This is a genomic window from Lysinibacillus sp. NPDC097279 (assembly GCF_044761745.1).
Taxonomy (GTDB): Bacteria; Bacillota; Bacilli; order Bacillales_A; family Planococcaceae; genus Lysinibacillus.
The window spans coordinates 42,197-64,388 of the sequence record NZ_JBIWDA010000002.1 but is presented as its reverse complement, the minus strand read 5'-3'; the positions used below and the strand labels follow the sequence as shown (position 1 = coordinate 64,388).

General features: G+C 36.5%; 19 protein-coding genes and 1 riboswitch. Of the genes, 10 read left to right on the top strand and 9 right to left on the bottom strand.

Annotation, left to right across the window (positions count from 1 at the left end; genetic code table 11):
• Positions 1 to 76 precede the first annotated feature (76 nt).
• Positions 77 to 835, top strand: a complete 759-nt coding sequence (locus tag ACIQ1H_RS10415) for a DeoR/GlpR family DNA-binding transcription regulator (RefSeq protein ID WP_402888666.1) — start codon at positions 77 to 79, stop codon at positions 833 to 835.
• A 188-nt stretch (positions 836 to 1,023) separates the two neighbouring features.
• Here ACIQ1H_RS10415 and ACIQ1H_RS10410 read toward each other — a convergent pair whose 3' ends face one another.
• Entirely contained in the window at positions 1,024 to 1,794 is a 771-nt protein-coding gene (locus tag ACIQ1H_RS10410) for a Cof-type HAD-IIB family hydrolase (RefSeq protein WP_402888664.1), read from the bottom strand.
• Between the two features lie 437 nt (positions 1,795 to 2,231).
• On the opposite strand from ACIQ1H_RS10410, the gene ACIQ1H_RS10405 reads away from it, so the two are divergent.
• Together ACIQ1H_RS10405 and rnjA are read left to right on the top strand one after the other, a co-directional pair.
• Positions 2,232 to 2,441 (top strand): DNA-dependent RNA polymerase subunit epsilon, encoded by a 210-nt coding sequence (locus tag ACIQ1H_RS10405; RefSeq protein WP_173477924.1) that lies wholly within the window; start codon positions 2,232 to 2,234, stop codon positions 2,439 to 2,441.
• A 5-nt stretch (positions 2,442 to 2,446) separates the two neighbouring features.
• A complete protein-coding gene (gene rnjA / locus ACIQ1H_RS10400; RefSeq protein ID WP_173477925.1) occupies positions 2,447 to 4,114 on the top strand; it encodes a ribonuclease J1 in 1,668 nt (555 codons plus the stop codon).
• A gap of 359 nt (positions 4,115 to 4,473) precedes the next feature.
• On the opposite strand, the gene ACIQ1H_RS10395 is transcribed toward rnjA, so the two are convergent.
• On the bottom strand, positions 4,474 to 5,301 hold the full coding sequence (locus tag ACIQ1H_RS10395; RefSeq protein ID WP_402888661.1) for a TetR/AcrR family transcriptional regulator: 828 nt from the start codon (positions 5,299 to 5,301) through the stop codon (positions 4,474 to 4,476).
• 99 nt (positions 5,302 to 5,400) lie between these two features.
• On the opposite strand from ACIQ1H_RS10395, the gene ACIQ1H_RS10390 reads away from it, so the two are divergent.
• A complete protein-coding gene (locus ACIQ1H_RS10390; protein WP_402888659.1) occupies positions 5,401 to 8,490 on the top strand; it encodes an efflux RND transporter permease subunit in 3,090 nt (1,029 codons plus the stop codon).
• A gap of 199 nt (positions 8,491 to 8,689) precedes the next feature.
• Here the strand turns inward: ACIQ1H_RS10390 and ACIQ1H_RS10385 are convergent, their stop codons facing one another.
• From ACIQ1H_RS10385 to ACIQ1H_RS10355, 7 genes are all read right to left on the bottom strand, one after another.
• Positions 8,690 to 9,472: an alpha/beta fold hydrolase gene (locus ACIQ1H_RS10385; protein WP_402888657.1), complete on the bottom strand. Its 783-nt coding sequence runs from the start codon at positions 9,470 to 9,472 to the stop codon at positions 8,690 to 8,692.
• Positions 9,469 to 9,978 carry a GNAT family N-acetyltransferase gene (locus ACIQ1H_RS10380; protein WP_402888656.1) on the bottom strand — a complete coding sequence of 170 codons (510 nt, stop codon included), beginning with the start codon at positions 9,976 to 9,978 and terminating at the stop codon, positions 9,469 to 9,471. The genes ACIQ1H_RS10385 and ACIQ1H_RS10380 overlap by 4 nt, the downstream gene beginning before the upstream one ends.
• Positions 9,979 to 10,118: 140 nt before the next feature.
• A complete protein-coding gene (locus ACIQ1H_RS10375; protein WP_402888654.1) occupies positions 10,119 to 10,685 on the bottom strand; it encodes a GNAT family N-acetyltransferase in 567 nt (188 codons plus the stop codon).
• Between the two features lie 179 nt (positions 10,686 to 10,864).
• Positions 10,865 to 13,387: a bifunctional lysylphosphatidylglycerol flippase/synthetase MprF gene (gene mprF, locus ACIQ1H_RS10370; protein ID WP_402888652.1), complete on the bottom strand. Its 2,523-nt coding sequence runs from the start codon at positions 13,385 to 13,387 to the stop codon at positions 10,865 to 10,867.
• 64 nt (positions 13,388 to 13,451) lie between these two features.
• The gene (locus tag ACIQ1H_RS10365) at positions 13,452 to 14,114 is read right to left on the bottom strand and encodes a potassium channel family protein (protein ID WP_024362220.1); all 663 of its coding nucleotides are present in this window, start codon (positions 14,112 to 14,114) and stop codon (positions 13,452 to 13,454) included.
• A gap of 284 nt (positions 14,115 to 14,398) precedes the next feature.
• Positions 14,399 to 14,851 carry a TlpA family protein disulfide reductase gene (locus ACIQ1H_RS10360; RefSeq protein ID WP_402888651.1) on the bottom strand — a complete coding sequence of 151 codons (453 nt, stop codon included), beginning with the start codon at positions 14,849 to 14,851 and terminating at the stop codon, positions 14,399 to 14,401.
• 141 nt (positions 14,852 to 14,992) lie between these two features.
• Positions 14,993 to 15,535: a peroxiredoxin gene (locus ACIQ1H_RS10355; RefSeq protein WP_173477933.1), complete on the bottom strand. Its 543-nt coding sequence runs from the start codon at positions 15,533 to 15,535 to the stop codon at positions 14,993 to 14,995.
• A 403-nt stretch (positions 15,536 to 15,938) separates the two neighbouring features.
• Here ACIQ1H_RS10355 and ACIQ1H_RS10350 point away from each other — a divergent pair, with 403 nt between their 5' ends.
• The 6 genes from ACIQ1H_RS10350 (at position 15,939) to ACIQ1H_RS10325 (ending at position 21,863) form a co-directional block, all read left to right on the top strand.
• On the top strand, positions 15,939 to 16,481 hold the full coding sequence (locus ACIQ1H_RS10350) for a helix-turn-helix domain-containing protein (RefSeq protein ID WP_024362223.1): 543 nt from the start codon (positions 15,939 to 15,941) through the stop codon (positions 16,479 to 16,481).
• 17 nt (positions 16,482 to 16,498) lie between these two features.
• Positions 16,499 to 17,605 carry an ABC transporter ATP-binding protein gene (locus tag ACIQ1H_RS10345; RefSeq protein WP_402888649.1) on the top strand — a complete coding sequence of 369 codons (1,107 nt, stop codon included), beginning with the start codon at positions 16,499 to 16,501 and terminating at the stop codon, positions 17,603 to 17,605.
• The gene (locus tag ACIQ1H_RS10340; RefSeq protein ID WP_173477935.1) at positions 17,595 to 18,404 is read left to right on the top strand and encodes an ABC transporter permease; all 810 of its coding nucleotides are present in this window, start codon (positions 17,595 to 17,597) and stop codon (positions 18,402 to 18,404) included. Before ACIQ1H_RS10345 ends, ACIQ1H_RS10340 begins: the two co-directional genes overlap by 11 nt.
• Entirely contained in the window at positions 18,401 to 19,198 is a 798-nt protein-coding gene (locus ACIQ1H_RS10335; protein WP_402888647.1) for an ABC transporter permease, read from the top strand. Before ACIQ1H_RS10340 ends, ACIQ1H_RS10335 begins: the two co-directional genes overlap by 4 nt.
• The gene (locus ACIQ1H_RS10330; RefSeq protein WP_402888645.1) at positions 19,195 to 20,268 is read left to right on the top strand and encodes an ABC transporter substrate-binding protein; all 1,074 of its coding nucleotides are present in this window, start codon (positions 19,195 to 19,197) and stop codon (positions 20,266 to 20,268) included. The genes ACIQ1H_RS10335 and ACIQ1H_RS10330 overlap by 4 nt, the downstream gene beginning before the upstream one ends.
• Before the next feature lie 398 nt (positions 20,269 to 20,666).
• Positions 20,667 to 21,863 carry an MFS transporter gene (locus ACIQ1H_RS10325; protein ID WP_173477938.1) on the top strand — a complete coding sequence of 399 codons (1,197 nt, stop codon included), beginning with the start codon at positions 20,667 to 20,669 and terminating at the stop codon, positions 21,861 to 21,863.
• 55 nt (positions 21,864 to 21,918) lie between these two features.
• A riboswitch (TPP riboswitch) is annotated at positions 21,919 to 22,026 on the top strand.
• The last annotated feature ends 166 nt before the right edge of the window (positions 22,027 to 22,192 follow it).

Below are 22,192 nucleotides of genomic sequence, written 5' to 3'. Positions count from 1 at the left end.
AAATGTTGAGTAAATTTTGACCAACTGTTGACAAAGTCTTTACTACTTTGAGTAAATAACAAATAGAGGTGATGGAATGTTCACATTAGAAAGGCAACAACAAATTTTGCAATATGTGCGCAATAATAAGGTCGTAAAATTAGTGACCTTAACAAAAGAATTCAATGTATCAATGGAAACTATCCGCAGAGATATTCAACTACTTGTACAAGAGAAGAAAATCGAGAAATTTTATGGAGGCGTAAAATATATTGAACCTGTCGAAGGGTTAATGGACAATCGGTTAACGCAGCAACTAACAGAAAAAATTGCTATCGCAAAAGCTTGTGCCTCTTTAGTAGAGGATGGTGATTGCATATTTATTGATAGCGGCACAACAACCTATCAGATGACGCCATTTCTTTTAGGAAAGGAAAAACTAACGGTTGTTACAAATTCTCTACCTGTGGCATTTGATTTAATCGGCTCTACTATTGAAGTAATGATTATCGGCGGGAAGATACGACATTCAGAAAAGTCGGTCACTTCAAATGATTTTCTTTTCCGATTCGAGCATTTGAATATTAATAAGGCGTTTATATGTGCAAGTGGGGTAACGTTAGAAAAGGGTATATCCGATTTCAGTGTAGAAGAGGCGATGACGAGGAAACAGCTCATTAATATATCGCAAACAGTCTATGTCGCAACAGATTCTTCTAAATTTAATAAAGATGTTGCAATTCAAGTGTGCCCGTTAAATCAGGTCGACATGATTATTACAGATAACTCGCTCTCGAAAGAAACGGTAGTGAAATATAGCGAAGCAGGAATTGAACTAAAAGTCGTTGCTATTTAACGCAACAAGCTCCTAAAGTAAAAACCCACGTTATTTCTGCGGGCACGACGGAAGCTATAACCCTCGCTGTCGAGTGGCATGTTGCTTCTTACATTACGTGTGTTCCCGCAGGGGTTTACGTGGGTTTTCACCTATTTAGCCCTACTAGCAGTGCCATAAAAATTCAGAATTGTTTGGGTGACTGGCACTTAGATAATCTTCAGATAGCGCATTGCTTTCGCAAGTCCGTCCGCATCTACATGATCTGTAATATGCGAAGCAACTGCCTTGACTCTTTCATGACCATTTCCCATCGCTACGCCTGTGCCAACAGCCTCTAACATTTCGATATCATTAATCCCATCACCAAAAGCAAAGGCATCTTCTAACGTAAGCCCCATTTTTGCAAGCACTTTTTCTATCCCCGCAGCCTTCGAGCCTCCTTTAGGTAAAATATCACATGAATAGGGATGCCAACGTACAAACTGAACATTCGGAAAGGCTTCAGAATATAAATGTTCATCTTTCTCTTCCATGAAGATCAGTGTTTGATATACATCGTTCTGCATATAATAAGATGAGTCTAGTTCTGGATATGGATATTTTAAAGTACCGAGACTTTCAGATACCATGTTATGTCCTCCAACTGACGCAATCATGCGCTTGTCGTCTAAAAAAACAACTGGTTCATTACGCGCTTCACCAAAAGCAATAATTTTCGCTAACTCATCTCTGTCAACACCATTTGTATAGACAACCTCACCACGATAAACAACGTACTGTCCATTGAAGGTCACATACGTATTTATATCAAGTTCTTCTAATAATGATTGAATCATAAACGGTGCACGTCCAGTGGCGATTGCAATCTCATAGCCTTTACGACGAGCCTCTAATAACGCTTCCTTTGCCGAAGCTGGCAATATTTTTTCGCTGTTATAAAGTGTACCATCAACATCAAAAAATAAGATTTTATTCATTCTATAATTCCTTTCTTTATGTAATATATTGCAAAGGCAAAATACTTTACACAGGTATCGTTTTTAATTATAATGATCCTAAGGAGTGATGTGCCATGCTGAAGAAACTAAAGCAAAAATTGTTGAAGCAACTTCGCGGCGTACTCGGAAAAAAATCAATTGCCTAACATTTGCCCTTCATTATTTGAAGGGCTTTTCTTTATTTTAGAGTAGCCGCGTGATAATATAAAGGAAATGCATTTATTTGACTATGCGCAACCACTGTCTCACTGCCTTATGAAAAGTGCAAGATTAAAGTATTGAGATACAAGAAATTCAAACGCTCATTTCTTTATTAGTTTGAAGTATACTAGAAATTCGCGGTTTTTTCTTGTAGTACGTGTGTGGTAATAGCCAAATCTGCAATAATAATGTACGCAATTAAAGGAGAGCAAACTATGATTTACAAAGTTTATTATCAAGAAAAAGCAAATGAGATTCCAGTTCGCGAAAACACTAAAAGTCTATACCTTGAAGCTGCTTCAGAACGTGAAGTACGTCAAAAGTTACAAGACCGTCATTACAACATTGAGTTCATCCAACTGCTTGAAGGTAACTATTTAGACTACGAACAAGCAAGCCCGAACTTCGTCTTGGAGGAAATTTAACAAACATGAAGTTTGTTAAAAATGACCAAGCAGCTGTTTTCGCGCTCGGCGGACTGGGCGAAATCGGCAAAAACACTTACGGCGTTCAATTTCAAGATGAAATCATCTTAATTGACGCCGGAATAAAATTTCCAGAAGACGATTTACTCGGAATCGACTATGTTATTCCTGATTACACGTATTTAGTACGAAACGTCGATAAAATTAAAGGGTTATTTATAACACACGGACACGAAGACCATATTGGTGGTATCCCTTATTTACTACGTCAAGTGAATGTTCCCGTTTATGGTGGTAAGCTTGCACTTGGCTTATTGCGCAACAAACTTGAAGAGCATGGTTTACTACGTACAACTAAACTAATCGAAATTAAAGAAGATGATGTTATTAAATTTAGAAAAACATCTGTAAGCTTCTTTAGAACAACGCATAGTATTCCAGATGCTTATGGTATCGTCGTAAAAACACCTCCTGGCAATATCGTGCATACAGGTGACTTTAAATTCGACTTTACTCCAGTAGGCGAGCCAGCAAACTTAACAAAAATGGCCGAAATCGGTCGTGACGGTGTGCTGTGCCTACTATCTGATAGTACGAATGCTGAAAAACCAAATTTCACAATGTCTGAACGTACAGTTGGGAAAAGTATTGACGAAATCTTCCGCAAGGTTGATAGTCGTATTATTTTCGCAACATTCGCATCAAATATTCACCGTTTGCAACAAGCAACAGATGCAGCCATTAAATACGGACGCAAAATCGCCGTATTCGGTCGTTCTATGGATAATGCCATTACAATCGGACGTGAACTTGGTTATATCAACGCACCAAAAGATACATTTATTGATGCCCAAAGCATTAACCGTTTACCTGCAAACGAAGTGATGATTTTATGTACAGGCTCTCAAGGTGAGCCAATGGCAGCTCTATCTCGCATTGCCAACGGTACACACCGTCAAATTCAAATCCAGCCTGGGGACACAGTTGTCTTCTCTTCTTCACCTGTACCAGGTAATACGGTTAGCGTAAATAAAATCATTAATTTACTTTTCCGTGCTGGCGCTGAAGTTATTCACGGTGCATTAAATAATATCCATACATCTGGTCATGGATCACAAGAAGAACAAAAGCTAATGCTTCGATTAATGAAGCCAAAATTCTTTATGCCTATTCACGGTGAATTCCGTATGTTAAAAATGCATACACATTTAGCAGAAGATTGTGATGTGCCACTTGAAAATACTTTCGTAATGGAAAATGGTGATGTACTTGCATTAAGTGCAAATGAAGCACACGTCGCAGGTCGCATCCCTTCTGGCGATGTATATATTGATGGTAACGGCATTGGAGATATTGGTAATATCGTACTGCGCGACCGCCGTATACTTTCCGAAGAAGGTTTAGTAATAGTGGTTGTAAGTGTAGATATGGAAAACCAAAAAATTGTTTCTGGTCCTGATATTATTTCACGTGGATTTGTTTATATGCGTGAATCAGGTACGATGATTAATGAAGCACAAAAAATGCTGAACCGTCATCTTAACGAAACCATCCAAAGCAAAACGCCACAATGGACTGAGCTTAAAAATGAAATTACGGACGTTTTAGGACCTTACTTATTCGAGAAAACTAAACGTCGTCCGATGATTTTACCGATTATTATGGAAGTATAATCTTTTAAATTAAAAAGCTACGCATTATTTGCGTAGCTTTTTCTATTTATACACTTTATTTTATTTCCATAATATTATAGAGTTGCAGTATGTAGTTAGACGCCGTTAAATTAGGTTACCGATACTCAATGACCTATCCTTTCAACTAGTTTCGCGATGAGGCTTTTTGAACGATTTCAAATTTAATGAAATAAATTACTAAAATATTGAAACCTCCTTTAACAACGAACGTATATAGTATTAGAATATGCTTCCTTCCCCATTGAAAACGAAACATCTTGTTCAATCCAATTTGTATAAAAAAAAAGAGAATTGCCCACTATTACGCCTTGTGAACAATTCTAATTCAATGTGTACAATTAGAAATATTTATCTAATACATATGCGATCCATTGACACCCTGGTTGTAGGCGAATATTTTCAATTAGACCTTTAATAATCGGTTTACTGTATGTTTGGTGTTCTACTTGATTTTTTAATAGCTCTAATGATTCACGCTCAATAGATGGCTCTAAGTTCTGGATGTTTTGTTCGATTAACTGCAATAAGGATTGTTGCGTGACTTCCTCTTCACAAGGTCTTGCTACAATTTGTGCGAGTTCCTCTGTAATAAAAGGAATTGTCGTATGACGAGCAATAATATCTGTCTTTTCGGCTAATGATTTTGCCAATTGATCTAAATCAAGCGGCAAATTTGAGAACATAAACAGCTCTGCATAGCCTTTCACAAATCCTTTTACACAATACATAACATCATATATCGTCTCTTGTAGCTCTTCTCGATAAAGCTCTTCAAGCATTTGGACAATAAACTTCGACATATCCGCTTCATAGGCACTTACTTTATGAAACAGCTCTTTTTTTGTAAGAAATACTTTTTCATTAAAAAACACACGCGAAGAAGCTGAATGTTTTTTAAACGTTTGAAAAATACCTTTATAAAAATCTACCAATACTACATCTTTGTTGTTCATGTTTCTGACTACTTGGTCAATATCCGCTATAAATTGCTGTAGGAAGTAGTCAACCATTGAAAAAAGTAATTCATCTTTTGTTTTAAAAGACAAATAAAATGCCCCTTTAGAAATCCCACAGCGCTCTGTAATTTGTTGCACAGACGTTGCTTCAAAGCCTTGTTCAGAAAACAGTTCTAATGCTTTCTCCATAATCAGTTGCTTTTTTGACATATTTTTAAATCTCTCCTAATGCATTTCATTGACAAATGACCGATTAGTCATTAGTATAAATAATTGAATCTAGTAAGTCAATAAAGGGTAGGTGTGAAGGTGAAAGGTTTAGTTAATTTTGTATTGAAGAACAAATTGGCAGTGTGGTTATTAACAATTATCATCACTGTCTCTGGTATTTATTCAGGTACAAGAATGAAAATGGAATCAATCCCTGATATATCGATTCCATACTTAATTGTAATGGGCGTTTATCCAGGTGCAACGCCTGAACAAGTCATGAATGAACTTTCCATTCCATTTGAAAAATCAATCGAAAGTTTAGAGGATGTTAAGGCAGTTTACTCTACTTCTTCATCCAACATTGCACAAGTTCAAGTTGAATATGACTATGGCATTGATATGGATGAAAAAAAACGCCAGTTAGAGTCAGCTTTAGATAATGTGAAACTTCCTGAAGGTGCACAAGAACCTACAATTATGGCAATTAGCATGAACATGATGCCTGTTGTCGCATTATCAGTAAGTAGCTCTAAGGAAGATATCGTTGATCTGACATCAACAGTAGAAGATATATTACTTCCTAAAATCGAAAAAATCGACGGTGTTGCTTCTGCAACTATTACTGGTCAACATATTGAACAAGTTTCGTTTAAATATGACGAAGAAAAAATGGCTACTCTCGGCTTAACTGAGGATACTGTCAAACAAATGATCCAAGCAAGTGATATGTCTCTATCACTCGGTTTATATCAATTTACGGTTGGTGAACAAGCGGTTTCCGTAGATGGTAAAGTTAAATCTGTTGATGAATTAAAAGATTTATTGATACCAGTCACACCTTCAGCAACACAACCTTCTCCATTCGTTCGCTTAGGTGATATTGCAACGATTGAAGTTGAAGGTAAAGTACAATCCGTTTCACGCACAAATGGTAAAGATGCCATTGCGATTCAAATTGTGAAAGGTCAAGATGCAAATACAGTAACTGTCGTAAATGCAGTAAAAGACCTTATTAAAGATGAAGAAAAAAGAATTGACGGCTTAAAAGTGGATATCTCACTTGACCAAGGTGCGCCAATTGAAGATTCAGTCTTCACAATGATTGAAAAGGCAGTATTCGGTGGCGCTATAGCTGTATTAATTATTTTACTATTCTTACGCGATTTCAAGTCAACAATTATTTCAATTATTTCTATTCCAGTTTCTGTATTCATGGCTTTACTATTACTAAACTGGATGGATATTACGTTAAATATTATGACACTTGGTGCAATTACCGTTGCAATTGGGCGGGTTATTGATGACTCCATTGTCGTAGTTGAAAATATTTATCGACGTATCCACTTAAAACAAGAAAAATTAACAGGTCGCGCCCTTATCCGTGAAGCGACAATCGAAATGTTTAAACCAATCTTGTCTTCTACATTAGTTACAGTAGCGGTATTTGCTCCACTTATTTTCGTTGGTGGTATGGTTGGTGAACTATTTATGCCTTTCGCATTAACAATGACATTTGCTTTAGGTGCGTCATTATTAGTAGCGATTACAATCGTACCTGCTTTATCTCATTTCTTATTCCGTAAAAAAATATATGGAGAGAAAAAAGAAAGCCAACATCAAGAAGTTGGTAAACTAGCTACATGGTACAGAGGTGTATTAGAAAAAGCGTTAAATCATAAAATTATTACGTCTACGATTGCAATATTAATGCTTGTTGGCTCACTTGCCCTCACACCATTAATCGGTTTTAGCTTCATGGGTTCTCAAGAGGAAAAGGTAATGTATTTAACATATACACCAAGTACTGGCGAGCTAAAAGATGAAACTGAAGCAAATGTTGCAACAGTAGAAAAAGAATTAATGAAACGTAAAGATATTGATATTTTACAAGTTTCTATTACAGATGCTGCAAACACAGACCCTTCAGCAATGATGATGGGTGGCGGAGCTGGTGGTGCATTAATGTACCTAATCTTTGATCCAGAGATGGAGGACTTCCCTGCGGCACGTGAAGAAGTAGAAGATTACGTCTTTAACATTGGCCAATCAGGTGAATGGAAAAGCCAAAACTTCTCATCAATGTCAATGTCATCAAATGAAGTTAGCTACACATTATACAGTGAAAACTTAGATAACCTTCGTAGTGCTGTAAAAGACGTTGAAGAAACGTTAAAAGATGTTGATGGTTTAGAGGATGTTAAATCTGATAATGAAGACCCTTATGTAGAGCATGTCTTAAAAGTAGAGCAAGAAAATGTCTTACAATATGGTTTAACGACTGCTCAAATCGTCATGGCATTAAATTCTACAACATCACAAGAAGTATTAACAACAGTTGAACGCGATGGTAAAGACATTAACGTTATTGTAAAACGCGATGCAAAGGCAGCAGCCTTATCAATCGATGATGTTCTAAATACTGAAATTAAAACAGCTTTAGGCACAACGATGACGATCGGTGAATTAGTGGATGACGAAGAAGGTACAACGCTTAATTCATTATCACGCTCAAAAGGTGAATACTTTGCAACTGTATCTGCCACAATTATTGGCGATGATATTTCAAAAGCAACAACTGCAGCAGATAAGAAAATTGATAAGTTAGACTTACCTAAAGGTGTGACAACAGGCGTATCAGGTGTAGCTGCAGATATGCAGGAAACATTCACACAACTTGGCGTGGCTATGTTAGCCGCAATTGCCATCGTTTACTTCATTCTTGTCGTAACGTTTGGTGAAGGTTTAGCACCATTTGCTATCCTCTTCTCATTACCGTTTGCGGTAATTGGTGCATTTGTTGGCTTATACGTAACAAATCAAACCATTTCTGTCTCAGTTATGATGGGTCTATTAATGTTAATAGGTATCGTTGTCACAAATGCCATCGTACTTGTTGACCGCATTATCCATATGGAGCGCGACGGTCTCGGTATGCGTGAAGCAATATTAGAAGCAGGTGCAACTCGTCTGCGACCGATATTAATGACTGCAATCGCTACGATTGGTGCAATGATTCCAATGGCACTAGGCAGTGGCGGTAGCGGATTAATTTCTAAAGACCTTGCCATTACAGTAATCGGCGGTTTATTATCTTCAACATTATTAACATTAGTTGTCGTACCAATTGTGTATGAAATGTTATCAAAAATGTTAAAGAAAAATCGTAAAGATATTGAAGAAAACTAATTCATACTAGCAACGCAAAAGAGGGCATTCCAGAAATGGAGTGCCCTCTCTTTACGTTTAAAAAAACCATGGATTAATTCGAAACTCGCTTTCTACATCGAGTATTTAAAATTCTAATGAAATGCAGCATTTAACTTTTACGAGGTTTTTGAATTCATAGGCCGAGGTAGTTTAAAAAGAAGTGTATTTCGTTTTCTCCCTACAGTATCGTATTACGAATCCACCCAGCTACCTCTTGTGGATTAGTAAGTGGTAAAAAATGAAATCCATTAGGGATTTTTATAATTTTCGAAGTGGGTTGTCTTTCGTGGAATTTAGTTAATTTCTTATTTAACAACTCGTCTTGTTGATGATCTGCTAACAATAATAAAACTGGCAGTGGCGTTTCCTTTTCAATGCAATAATTTTGTTGGTCAACTGCCTTCGCCAAATAATTTAAAGCTTCTACCATACTATGATGACGGTAAATATCGTCCTCTTCTATAAAATTTCCAATAAAATATTCGTATAAATATAGTCTATCTTCCGCATGTACAATGTCCATACTCTTTATTTCTTCATGGATTGCCTCTTGTAAATCTTCAAATCTTTCAATAATAGGCAACTGTATTTCCATTTCATCATCAAGATGATAGTCTCCATGAAAATAGTAGCCACCGTCTAATAATGTTAAGGACTTCACTGCGGTCGAATAGTTTCTATAAAAATGTTGAATGATCCATGCACCAATTGAATTACCTACAAAATGCGCTTCTGTCATGTTTAATTCATTCATGACTGCTTTTATTGTCTTATTGTATGACTGAAATGAAAAATCATTGTCTAGCAACCCATTATGCCCAGGTAAATCAATTGCTACAATCCACACTTCTGGTAATGCTTTGGCCAATGCTTCATACATTTCTTTCCGTTCTCCGAGTGCAGGAATTGCAATCATAACCTCGTTTTGCTGATTGGCATTGTACTGTATATAATTTCTCATCGGCTATCCCTATCCTTTTTTATTGTTTTCAATAACTGATAGACAGCTTGCTCATGACCAAACCTTTCTAAAACTTTTACTTTTTGCATCCCTAACTTTTCTAATACACGGCAGGAGGCGATATTTGCGGTTTGCGTTTCTGCTACTATTTTCGATAAATTCAGGCTGTCAAATCCATAATGTATGACGGCAAATAATACTTCAAACGCATACCCCTTGCCCCAATATTGAGGCAGAAATTGATAACTCAGCTCATATGTTAATTTTTCATGATATGCATCAATCGATACTAAACCAATAAACTCATTTTTATTTTTTAATGAAATGCAAAAATAGGAATTAGGATAAGGTGCCTGTAGCATGCTGTCAAAAGAAGCATAAATGTAGCTTTTATCTGGTATCCCTCCGAGAAAGGCTCTGACATCTTCATTACAATACAATGAATAAACATCTTCAATATCGTTTGGCTTCACAGACTGTATATTACAATTTTCAGTTATTATCATAACTTGTTGCCTCGCTATTCAAATTTCCTTTATTATGACAAAGCTATAACAGGAAATCAAACACAATTTTACATAAATATGTTCCATTTACTAAAAATAAAAGACCTGCTTCGATACAATATCGAACACAGGCCAAAACGTTATTTCATTATTGGAAGCTCCTTTAAGCTTACTTGTCTAGCTTCCCACTCTTCTCTTAACAAACCCATACGTATAGAATCATAATAGACACCCTCGTAAAAACGTACTTTACGAATTTTCGCTTCCAATTGCATTCCTAATTTTTCTCCGACGCGAATCATCCGCTTATTTCCTGACCATGTCGTAAAGCCAACACGGACAAGTGGCATCGTTGAAAATAAGTGATCAATCCATAGTGTCATGGCTCTAGTGCCAAGTCCTTTGCCCCAGTTATGAGACTCATGAAAAACAATGCCCATTTCTAACCATTTAGAAGGCTCATGCTCCCAATAATAAGAAATAACGCCACAAATAATGCCATCAGCCTCGATTGCCCAAAAGTTTTTCTGATTAATAAATTGCTGTGATGTTAACATAAAATCATGCAATGATTTAGCTTGATGTGGAAAATAAGGAGCATCCCATTTTTTCCATTCTGGTTGCTCGTCTTTATAAATAAGCTCCCAAATGCGCTCTAAGTCTGACTCAATGATAGGACGAAGGTTTAATTCTTGATCTGTGTACATAAGCAGCCTCTTTTCAATGATTATTTATTTTTTTACTATTGAAAAGTGGCATATCCTCTATATGCTACTTCTCAATCACGTTCCCAAGCTGTTTCATTTTCATCATTCCTTCCATTGTAATTAGGAAAATTACAGCACATTTCCATTTCTAGTATGCTTACTTGCAATTTAAAAATTACTTATTTTCTTTTGCGACCTATTAATAGTGTTACTTGTGCCATTGTAAATGGTAATGAAGATTTTTTTCGGTACGCCACATATTTTGGTTCCCAAAAATCAGCATATTTTAATTTGAAATTTTTTAATCCTTTAAAATGATAGAAGTAATGGCCATGTAAAAATATTTGTGCTGCAATTTTTTCGCTTAAAAAGGAGTATCTCGATTGTCCAACATTTGATAATGGCGACATGCCCATATTAAACACGCGATACCCTTGTTCTTTCGCCCATTCAAACAGCGATAAAAAAATGAAATCCATCGTGCCAGACGGTGCTCCTGGTTTAAAGCGCATAAGATCGACGGAAATTCTTTCGCCATCGTCATACATTGGCATAATACTCGCAAAGCCCATCACACCTTGAGCTCCTCTTAACACAGCAATGTTTGACTTGCTCAAATAGTTTTCATCGAAAAAGCCAAGAGAAAAGCCCTTTTCAGCTCTTCCTTGTAGCCACTTTCTTGATACCTCTTGCAATTCTTTCATGACTTCCTGTGAATAAGGCGGGCTTAATAATGCAACAGTGTAGTTCTCTCGTTCAAACTTATTTTTTACTGCCCTACTACTCTTCATTTCTTTACCAGTAAACGTGAATTTTTCTAAATCAACAAATGCTTCCTCTCCAAGTTTAAAAAAGCTATAGCCATGCTCATGTAGAGAAGGGAAAATTTTATTGTTTATCTCATAAAAAACAGGTGTATACCCATGTTTATCTGCTAACTCTAAAAACTCTTCCATTGCCTGTAAGAAATCACTTTCTTGACCTACTGGATCGCCCAACACAACAATTTTATCTGCAATTATTTGATACGCAAATAAGACTGTATTTTTCTCATTCCAGTATACAAATTTATCATGCAAAAATATTAAATGAGAAAACTCCGTCCCTTTATATTCCATTAAATGATTTTTAATTTTATCTTCATGCTCTTTTGATAGGAGCTTCTCCATCTTTTTAGGTCCGCGCGTAAAATAGCCGAAGTAAAAAATGATACACGCTATGAGGATACCAATAATTGCACTATAAAATAAATCCCGATAGTCGGTAAGAATATAGTATTGTAACGCTGTCGGAATATGAATTTTTGCTGTAGGTAAGTTGACATAGCCGATTAACAAATACATTGTAGTAATGAAAATAACAGCAGCAATGTCAAATAGGATGGCACCCCATGTGAGGACATAACTTTCTCGATAAAATTGTTTTTTCGATGCCATAAGTAACACGGCGACAATTAGTAAAAAGATTGCTTCTTCATAATCAAAGCCTTTAATAATGGAGAATATAGCTGAACTACCAAGCACAATAATTGCAAGCTGATAAGCTTTTTTCACCTTATAATTAATTCCCCTACACAACCCTAAAAGGATAAAGGCTGCTGCGACCGTCAATTGATGGGATATATTCATAATGGGTGATGATAAAAACTCCTGAGCAATTTTTAGCCGACTTAGAACGCCTGGTACCGAAGCCGATAGCAATAACACAATACCTGATACAAAAACTAATATCGTTAACAACTTATGACTAATTTTTTGAAAAATAACATTTGGTAAGTCATCCCAAGAACGATTCCAGCGTTCCCAATAATCTTTAATAAATAATAGGACAGATACTAAAAATGGTAATACAAAGTAACCAACGCGATACAAAATTAATAAGAAAAGTACTTTTTCTTCGCCTATGTCTACACTTTGGGTCCCCCACAGAAAAACAAGGTCGAATGAGCCGACCCCTCCTGGTATCATACTAATTATGCCAGCACACGAGGCTATTAAAAATATTGGTATAAGGGTCGTTAACTCAATAGGAATGTGCAAGATTAATGTTAACATCCAAATAACAAAAAAAACCGCAAGCCATTCTGCTACTGAAGTAATTATTAACTGAAAAGAAACTTTTATTGATAAGGAGCTCCCTTTTTTATAACGAATAAGGTGCATCCCAATAAACGCGGGAACATACAAGCTGACAAGAATAACAGCAATTGAAAGCCACCGATATTCTTTTAGCAATGGGAAGTCCCAAAAGAAAATATACATTAGCCACGCTAGTAAGGAAATGCCAGTCAAATAAAAAAGAGTAACGGTGGCAATACTTTTCAGCAAACCTTCTCGATCCTCTTTATATTTGGAATAAAAATAATTTCGTAGAAAAACGCCTACTAAACCTCCAAAGCCAATGAGGTTCGAAAATGTATTGACGATAAATGAATTGTTCACCAAAGTACGCTTCTTCATTTTAATTCCTAGTAGTTTCGTTAAAATGACATCGTAAAAAATCATCGGAGTAATCGCACAAAACGCGATGAAAAAAATCAATAACAGTTCCCATATTTGCAATTGACTAACTTCATTCCGAAGTAAATGAACATCTACCCCACTTAACGATTGCTGAATTTCATAAATAGCTATCGCTAAGAGTACGATTGGAAATAAAATTTTCAGAAACCGCATTAATGGTTCTTTTCTAATTTTGAACATGTGCTAAACCTACTCCCAAGCTTTCTAAAAATTTAAAATTGTGTGCGTGCCTGGCACCCAATTTTTATTCTTTCATCGCTTTTTTCACAAAACGATTGATATCCACATCTGCACCAATAAGAAGCATAATATCCCCAAGTAAAATTTTGTCACTTGCCTGTGGCGAAACAATAATATCTGATCCACGCTTTATACCTACGATGTTAATGCCATATTTTGCGCGGATATCTAAATCCATAATAGAGTAGCCTGCAATGGCATCATTTGCTTTTAACTCCATGATAGAGTGCTCATCTGAAAGCTCTAAGTAATCGAGCACCGTATTAGACAGCATATTATTAGCAATACGAATCCCCATATCACGTTCAGGATGCACGACAAAATCTGCCCCAATTTTTCTTAGCACTTTTTCATGATAATCATTTTGGGCCTTTACAGTAATTTGCTGAACACCGATTTCTTTTAAAATAATTGTCGTTAAAATACTAGCCTGAATATCTTCGCCAATCGCGACAATCACATGTTCAAAATTACGAATGCCTAATGAATTTAAAACCGATTCATCTGTTGAATCTGCAATAACAGCCTGAGTAGCAATCGCAGCAAATTCATCCACACGTTCTGATGAATGATCTATCGCCATTACTTGCGCTCCTTGACTCATTAATTCACGAACAATGCTTCCCCCAAAACGACCAAGTCCAATGACAGCAAATTCCTTTTTCATCATTACAAATCCCTCCGAAAACTACAATTACTTTATTTTAACTTATATTTCCCCATATGTATCGTCAAAACAGGATACGATTCCCCATTTTATATATTCTATCTATAGCTTTCGACATTCTATCATACAACTTTTATTTATACATAAGCTTAACAACATTTAAATATTTTCGAGCACGCATGAAACGCATCTCTTAAATACCATGACATTCCATCTGCACGTTTCTATAATGGAAGTTAAAAAAAGACGAGGATGTAAATATCCCCGTCTTTCTACAATCAAAATTATGCGTTACGCATTTCATCAAGCACTCGATTTACACGCTTTTCTAGCATTTTCATGCCACTTCCACCAGCTTGCATATGACGAAGCTGACCATCTTTATCGAAAACGAAGTACGCTGGAACATATTGGTTTTCAAATGCATCCGTTAGCTTCATTTCACTATCAACAAAAATTGGTTGCGTAATATCATGCTCTGCTGCAACAGCTTTAATTGTATCTAAATCTGTATCTGCTTCAGAACGAGGCATATGCACAGCAATAACATTTAGTTCATCTTTAAATTGATCACGGAAATTATTCACATCTGGCATTGCTTCTTTACATAAATGACAGCTAACTGACCAGAAATGAATTAAAGTTGGTTTTTCGCCTACTAGCTCCGCTTTTGTTACTTCCCCATTTAACCACGTTGTTGCGCCTACTAGTTCAGGCATTTGTTCACGAAGTTTCATTAAAAATCCTCCCTAGAAAAAAATATCCCCACAAGCGTATCGTGGGGACCCATTATTTATTTTATGCATCCATAACGTCCTAGCGTAATGGTGTTTAGATTTTTTCGAGCATGCTCGCAAATTATCTCATAAAATCCGTAATTAAAGTGTTGCTTGACCTGGGCGCCAGTTTGCTGGGCATAGACCACCTGTTTGTAAAGCTTGTAGTACACGTAATGTTTCATCAACATCACGGCCAATGTTATTATCGAATACTGTTTGATATTTTAATTCGCCTTCTGGGTCAATAATAAATAAACCACGTAGTGCGATACCTTCTTCTTCAATTAAAACACCATATTCTTTTGAAATCGCATGGTTTGTATCTGCTGCTAATGGGTATTTTAAATCGCCAAGCCCATTTTGAGTGCGATCTGTGTTGATCCATGCTAAGTGTGTGTGGATTGTATCAGTTGATACACCGATTACTTCTGCATCTAAGTCTTCAAACTCGTCATAACGATCGCTCATTGCAGTAATTTCTGTTGGACATACAAAAGTGAAGTCCATTGGGTAGAAGAAAAGTACAGTCCATTTGTCTTGTGCTTTAATTTCTTCTAAAGATACTTTACCAAAAGATTTGTCTGGAAGTACTGCTTCCATTGTGAAGTCTGGGGCTTGTTTACCTACCATGCGTTCTGCCATTATTAATCCCTCCGAATAATATGTAGTTTTATATTCTATTCGCACATGCGAACCGTCTTCTACGATAGCAAAGAAAGCTCAGTTTTTCAACGAAGTTCACTTCTCTATGCTAATCGTTTCCAACGCATTGACAATTATTTGTCATATACCCAAAAATATTCAACTCTACACATTAGTTATTCGCTTCTTTTCGCAAATTTATTCTGGAAAAGCCTAAAAATTTGCATGAAAATACATATGCACTTTTTCTATAAATTTCTTCTACTTTTTTTCTTTCAAAACGATTGCAAATTTTTTATTATTATGTATAATAGTAATGTTTTTAGTAAACTAAAAGTTTCGTTAAAGTAAACTTCGTTTTCTGAAAGTTTATGATTGCTAAACTTCTTCTAGGAGGGAAAGGATGCAAATTGGAGGAAAAATTAAAGCACTTCGTTTGAAAAAAGGTCTTACCCAAGAAGAGCTTGGAGAACGTACTGATTTAAGTAAAGGCTATATTTCACAACTGGAGCGAGATTTGAATTCGCCTTCTATTGAAACGCTTTTTTCATTATTAGAAGTTTTAGGATCGACGCCAAAGGAATTTTTTGATGATGATGCACCAGAACAAAAGGTTGTCTACACTGAGGAAGATCAATCAACCTATACTGATGAAGAAAAAAAATATGAAATTCAATGGCTCATTCCTACATCCAATGAGAAAGAAATGGAGCCTATCTTTTTGACACTTGCTGCTGATGGTGAATTTAAACAATTCGAGCCGTCTCTATCTGAAACTTTTATTTATATTGTCAAAGGGCGTATTCGTCTCGTTTTAGGGAATGAACAATATATAGCTAGTGAAGGCAATGCGCTCTATTTTGACGCAGCCGACCATCACCAAATTTTTAATGCACATGACGATGAGACGAAAATTTTACTCGTCGCAACAGATTCTTATTTATAGCTTAAGGAGGCGCTTCAATGACAACAAATTCAATTATCCGCTTTGAAAATGTTTCAAAATCATATAGTGACGGTACAGTCGTCCTACAAAATATCAATTTAGAGCTTGAAAAAGGAAAGTTTTATACGTTACTTGGTCCTTCTGGTTGCGGTAAAACAACTATTTTACGTATTATTGCTGGTTTCACAGAACCTACTACAGGTAATGTCTTCTTCCACGATAAAAAAATAAATACTGTTCCAGCTAATGAACGCCAAGTTAACACAGTATTTCAGGATTATGCGTTATTCCCCCATTTAAACGTTTTTGAAAATGTTGCATTTGGACTGCGCATTAAAAAGCTTCCTGAAAAAAACATTAAAGAACGTGTGTCAGAAGCGCTTAAATTTGTCAATTTAGCAGGTTATGGAAATCGTGAAATTTCTGAAATGTCAGGTGGTCAGCGTCAACGCGTAGCTATCGCACGTGCCATTGTGAATGATCCAGAAGTAATTTTACTTGATGAGCCACTTTCTGCATTAGACTTAAAACTACGTACAGAAATGCAGTATGAACTTCGTGAATTACAGCAAAGACTCGGCAAAACTTTTGTATTTGTTACACACGATCAAGAGGAAGCCCTTGCCATGAGTGATGAAATTTTTGTACTAAGCGAAGGTCAAATTCAACAATCAGGCACACCTGTAGATATTTATGATGAACCAATTAACCGTTTTGTTGCCGACTTTATCGGTGAATCAAACATTGTTAACGGTGTGATGATAGAAGATTTTACCGTTGAATTTGCTGGTAAAGTGTTCGAGTGTGTTGACCAAGGGATGAAACCAAATGAGAAAATTGATATTGTTATTCGTCCAGAGGATTTAGAAATTACAACAGTCGACAAAGGAAAATTAGTTGTTAAGGTAGATACACAATTATTCCGTGGGGTACATTATGAGCTTTCCACGTATGACAAGGCAGGCAATGAATGGCTTGTTCATTCATTGAAAAAAGCTGAAGTAGGGACAGAAATAGGATTAGACTTCGATCCAGAAGCCATTCATGTAATGCGCTTAAATGAAACTGAGGAAGAGTTCGATAAACGTCTAGAATCCTATGGAGATGACGAAGATGCAAACTAAAACTTCGAAATCAGCGTTATTTCCATACGTTTTATGGATTGCACTTTTTGTTATTGCGCCGATTGCTCTCGTTGTTTACTATTCCCTACTAGATTTACATGGCAATTTTACGCTTAATAACTACAAAGCCTTTTTCTCTTCTGTCTATTTAAAAATGACGCTTAGTTCGTTTTGGTATGCGTTTTTAATCACTTTCTTTACACTGCTTATTTCATACCCGACGGCTTATTTTTTAACAAAGACGAAACACAAGCAGCTATGGTTATTGCTTATTATTATTCCGTCTTGGATTAATTTATTGTTAAAAACATATGCGTTTATTGGGATTTTTGGTTTATATGGTCCAATCAACGCTGCTATTGAAGTATTTGGCTTTGATCCGAAACAAATGCTATTCACCGATATTAGCTTTGTCTTCGTTTCCGTATATATTTTCATACCCTTTATGATTTTACCGATTTTCAACTCATTAGATCGTCTAAATCCAACGCTTGTATACGCAGCGCGCGATCTAGGTGCATCTGCTTTTACAACATTCCGTCGCGTTGTATTACCATTGACGATGGATGGTGTTAAATCAGGGATTCAAGTTGTATTTATTCCAGCTTTATCACTATTTATGATTACTCGCTTAATTGCAGGAAATCGTGTCATTACACTTGGTACAGCAATTGAACAGCAATTCCTTGTGACGCAAAACTGGGGCATGGGTTCAACCATTGCCGTATTTTTAATTTTATTCATGGTAATTATTATGCTTATTACAGGTCAAAAAGATAAAGGAGGTCGCGTACGATGAGCAAACTCTCTACATCTGCAAAAGTGTATTTAGCGATCGTTTTTCTCGTCCTGTATGCACCTATTTTTTACTTAGTCTTTTACTCATTCAATAGTGGGGATTCTATGACTAACTTCCAATCCTTTACATTGGACCATTACAAGGCCGTTTTTGAGGATTCAAGACTACTCGTGATTTTAATTAACACGGTAATTGTTGCATTGCTTTCTGCCCTTATTTCAACAATTATTGGCACATTAGGCGCAATCGGTATTGTGACAGTAAAGGATTCGAAAATGCGCAATACCCTACTTTCCTTAAATAATGTGTTAATCGTTAGTCCAGATGTTATTATCGGTGCAAGCTTTTTAATATTATTTACAATGGTTGGCATTAAACTAGGCTTTGCTTCAGTATTATTAGCCCATGTAGCGTTTAGTGTTCCTATTGTAGTCCTTATGGTTTTACCGAAGTTGCTTGAGATGAATAAGTCGTTAATTGATGCAGCTTTAGATCTTGGTGCTACAAAAAAAGATGTCATGATGCGCGTTATTTTACCATATATTCAGCCTGGTATTTTTGCAGGTTTCTTTCTCGCTTTAACTTATTCATTGGATGACTTTGCCGTAACATTTTTCGTAACAGGAAATGGCTTTAGTACATTATCTGTTGAAATTTACTCGATGGCACGTGCAGGTATTTCGTTAACGGTTAACGCAATTTCTGGTTTAGTATTCTTCGTAACGATATTAGTTGTAGTTGGCTACTATTTCTTTACAAGCCGTACAAATAAAAGAACGGAGGGACATCGATGAAAAATTTAATTCAAGCAACCATTGCCATTCTTGTCGTGTCCGCCCTTTTAATGTACGCTGCTGATGCCATGAGTGCGAACGGTGGTAAAAGTGGTAAAGATACATTAACTATTTTTAACTGGGGAGAATATATCGACCCTGATTTGCTAAAGCAATTCGAAAAAGAAACGGGTATCCATGTTATTTACGAAACATTTGACTCAAATGAGGCTATGATGACGAAAATTAAACAAGGTGGTACAGCTTACGATATTGCCGTGCCGTCTGAATACATGATTGAAAAAATGAAGGAGGAAAACCTACTCCTTCCTTTAGATAAAACGAAAATACCTAATTTTAAAAATATCGATCCGTATTTTCTCGATTTACCATTTGATGATAACAATGAATACTCTGTTCCTTATTTCTGGGGCACAGTAGGTATTGTTTATAATCCAGATTTAGTCGGTGACTTAGATTTCTCTTCTTGGGAAGATTTATGGGATCCCTCGTTAAAACGTAAAGTCTTTTTAGTAGACGGTGCACGTGAAGTTATTGGCATGGGCTTAAATAGTCTTGGTCATTCTCTTAACTCGTTAAATAATCAAGAATTACGTCAGGCTACAAATAAGCTAATTACACTCGCTCCAAATGTGAAAGCAATCATCGGTGATGAGATTACACCTTTGATGATTAATAATGAAGCGGCTGTCGCCCTCACTTGGTCTGGTCAAGCAGCAGATATGTTATTCGAAAATGAAGATTTAGACTTCGCTGTTCCAGAGGAAGGCTCGAACTTGTGGTTTGACAATATGGTTATCCCAAAAACTTCGAAAAATGTTGATGGTGCACATGCTTTTATTAACTTTATGTTAAAAGCGGAATCTGGTGCTCAAAATGCGGATTATGTAGGCTACTCTACTCCTAATATTGCAGCGACAAAATTAATGGATAAAGAAGTTGTAGCTGACGAGCGCTTCTACCCTTCCGAGGAGCAACGTAAAACATTAGAAGTATATAAAAACCTTGGCCCAGATTATTTAGGAAAATATAATGAATTGTTTTTAGAATTTAAAATGAGTATTCGATAAATACTAAAGAGAAAAAACAATATTTTTCTCTCTCAAAAAGTCGACAAAAGACATCAAGAGTTAAATATTTGATGTCTTTTGTCATTTTTTCTTTTAATCGTTCTAATATAGAATTTCACTTTCGATGTGTTCAGTTGATTGGAGCGGCGGGCAGCGACTCCTGCGGTAACACACAACATGTACGAAGCAACAGGCCACGCGCACCGAAATGGTTGCGGCTTACAGTGCCCATGGAAAGAGACCGCAAGTAGCGGAAATTAACAGTATTATTCTAAGGAAAAACAATGTCTTCGTTCCGCTAACCAAGTCATTCACCTACGACTATAATCTGATAGCCAAGCAATATTTCTTTATGATAGACTGTAGGAATGTTTCAATAGAAAAAAGGGGGGTATACGATGACCCAGCAGAAGTCAAACAAGGCGGCTTTGTACATTTTAATGTTTAATATGTTTATCGCAATGGGGAGTATCGGAATTATTATTCCTGTCATGCCAAAGTACTTACACATATTTGGTGCTGCAGGACAAGTTCTTGGCATGTTAATTGCAACGTTCGCCTTTGCACAGTTTATATTTTCTCCAATTGCTGGGAATCTTTCGGATCGATATGGTCGAAAAAATTTGATTGTTTTTGGTCTGATTGTAACTGGTATTGGGCAAATTTCATTTGGGCTATCTACAGATGTGTGGATGCTTTTTGTTGCTCGTTTCTTAGGAGGATTAGGTTCTGCCTTTATAGCACCTCCAATTATGGCATTTGTAGCAGATATCACAACGTATGAAGAACGAGGTAAAGGGATGGGCATGTTAGGTGCTGCTATGTCTCTTGGTTTTATGATTGGACCAGGTATTGGCGGGTTCCTCTCTAAAGTTAGTTTGCATTTCCCATTCTTTATGGCTGGAGGAGCGGCTATTATAGCCTCTATCCTTTCGTTGGTGTTATTACCTTCTACAAAACCAACTGCTGCTCAAAAAGCACAAAAGCAAGAAAATCTTGCGAAGCAGATGGCGCGTTCAGTCCAAATGCCTTACTTTGTCATGCTTATTATTATGCTAGTGTTTTCGTTCGGAATCGCCAATTTCCAAACGACATTATCATTATTTGTAACTGAGAAATTTAACTATACACCTCCAGATATTGCAATCATCTTAACTGTAGGTGGCGCATTCGGTGTTATTGTGCAAATGTTCATTATCACACCACTCTTTAAGCGCTATGGGGAAATGAAAGTTGTATTAGTCAATTTATTTATTGCTGCTGTAGCAATCTTCCTCATATTATTTGTTTCTGGCTTCGCATTAATTTTAGTTGTCGCAACAATTTTCTCTACGGCAACAACACTTATACGTCCAGCAGTCAACACACTGATTTCTAAGCTTGCTGGCAATGAGCAAGGTTTAGCCGCTGGACTTACCAATGCCTATATGAGTCTTGGAAATATGATTGGTCCTGCACTTGCGGGTCTTTTATTTGACTGGGATATGAACAGTCCGTATATATTCGGGTCGATTATTTTAATGACATGCTTCTTACTAGCGCTCATTTGGACCGTAAAAAAGGCTCCACATCTTATGCATCCTGATTCAAATTAGTCCATTGACAATTATTTCAAATATGGTACATTTATTATCGAAAAATTAAATCGTTTAACACCACTAGGGGAGTCTTTACAAGGCTGAGACGTATATGTTCATATACGGACCCTTTGAACCTGATCTAGTTCACACTAGCGGAGGGAAGTGGCGACACTTGCTTTTGTGTAATTTAAAAATGCAAGGCCGCTTCCTTTCGTTACTAGGAAGCGGCTTTTTTGTATTCATCAGGCAGTGCTATCGGCGATTTTGTGAGGTCTCTCGGCGATTTGTACGGTTTTATCGGCGATTTCTCACATTTTATCGGCGATTCACTGAGTTCTATCGGC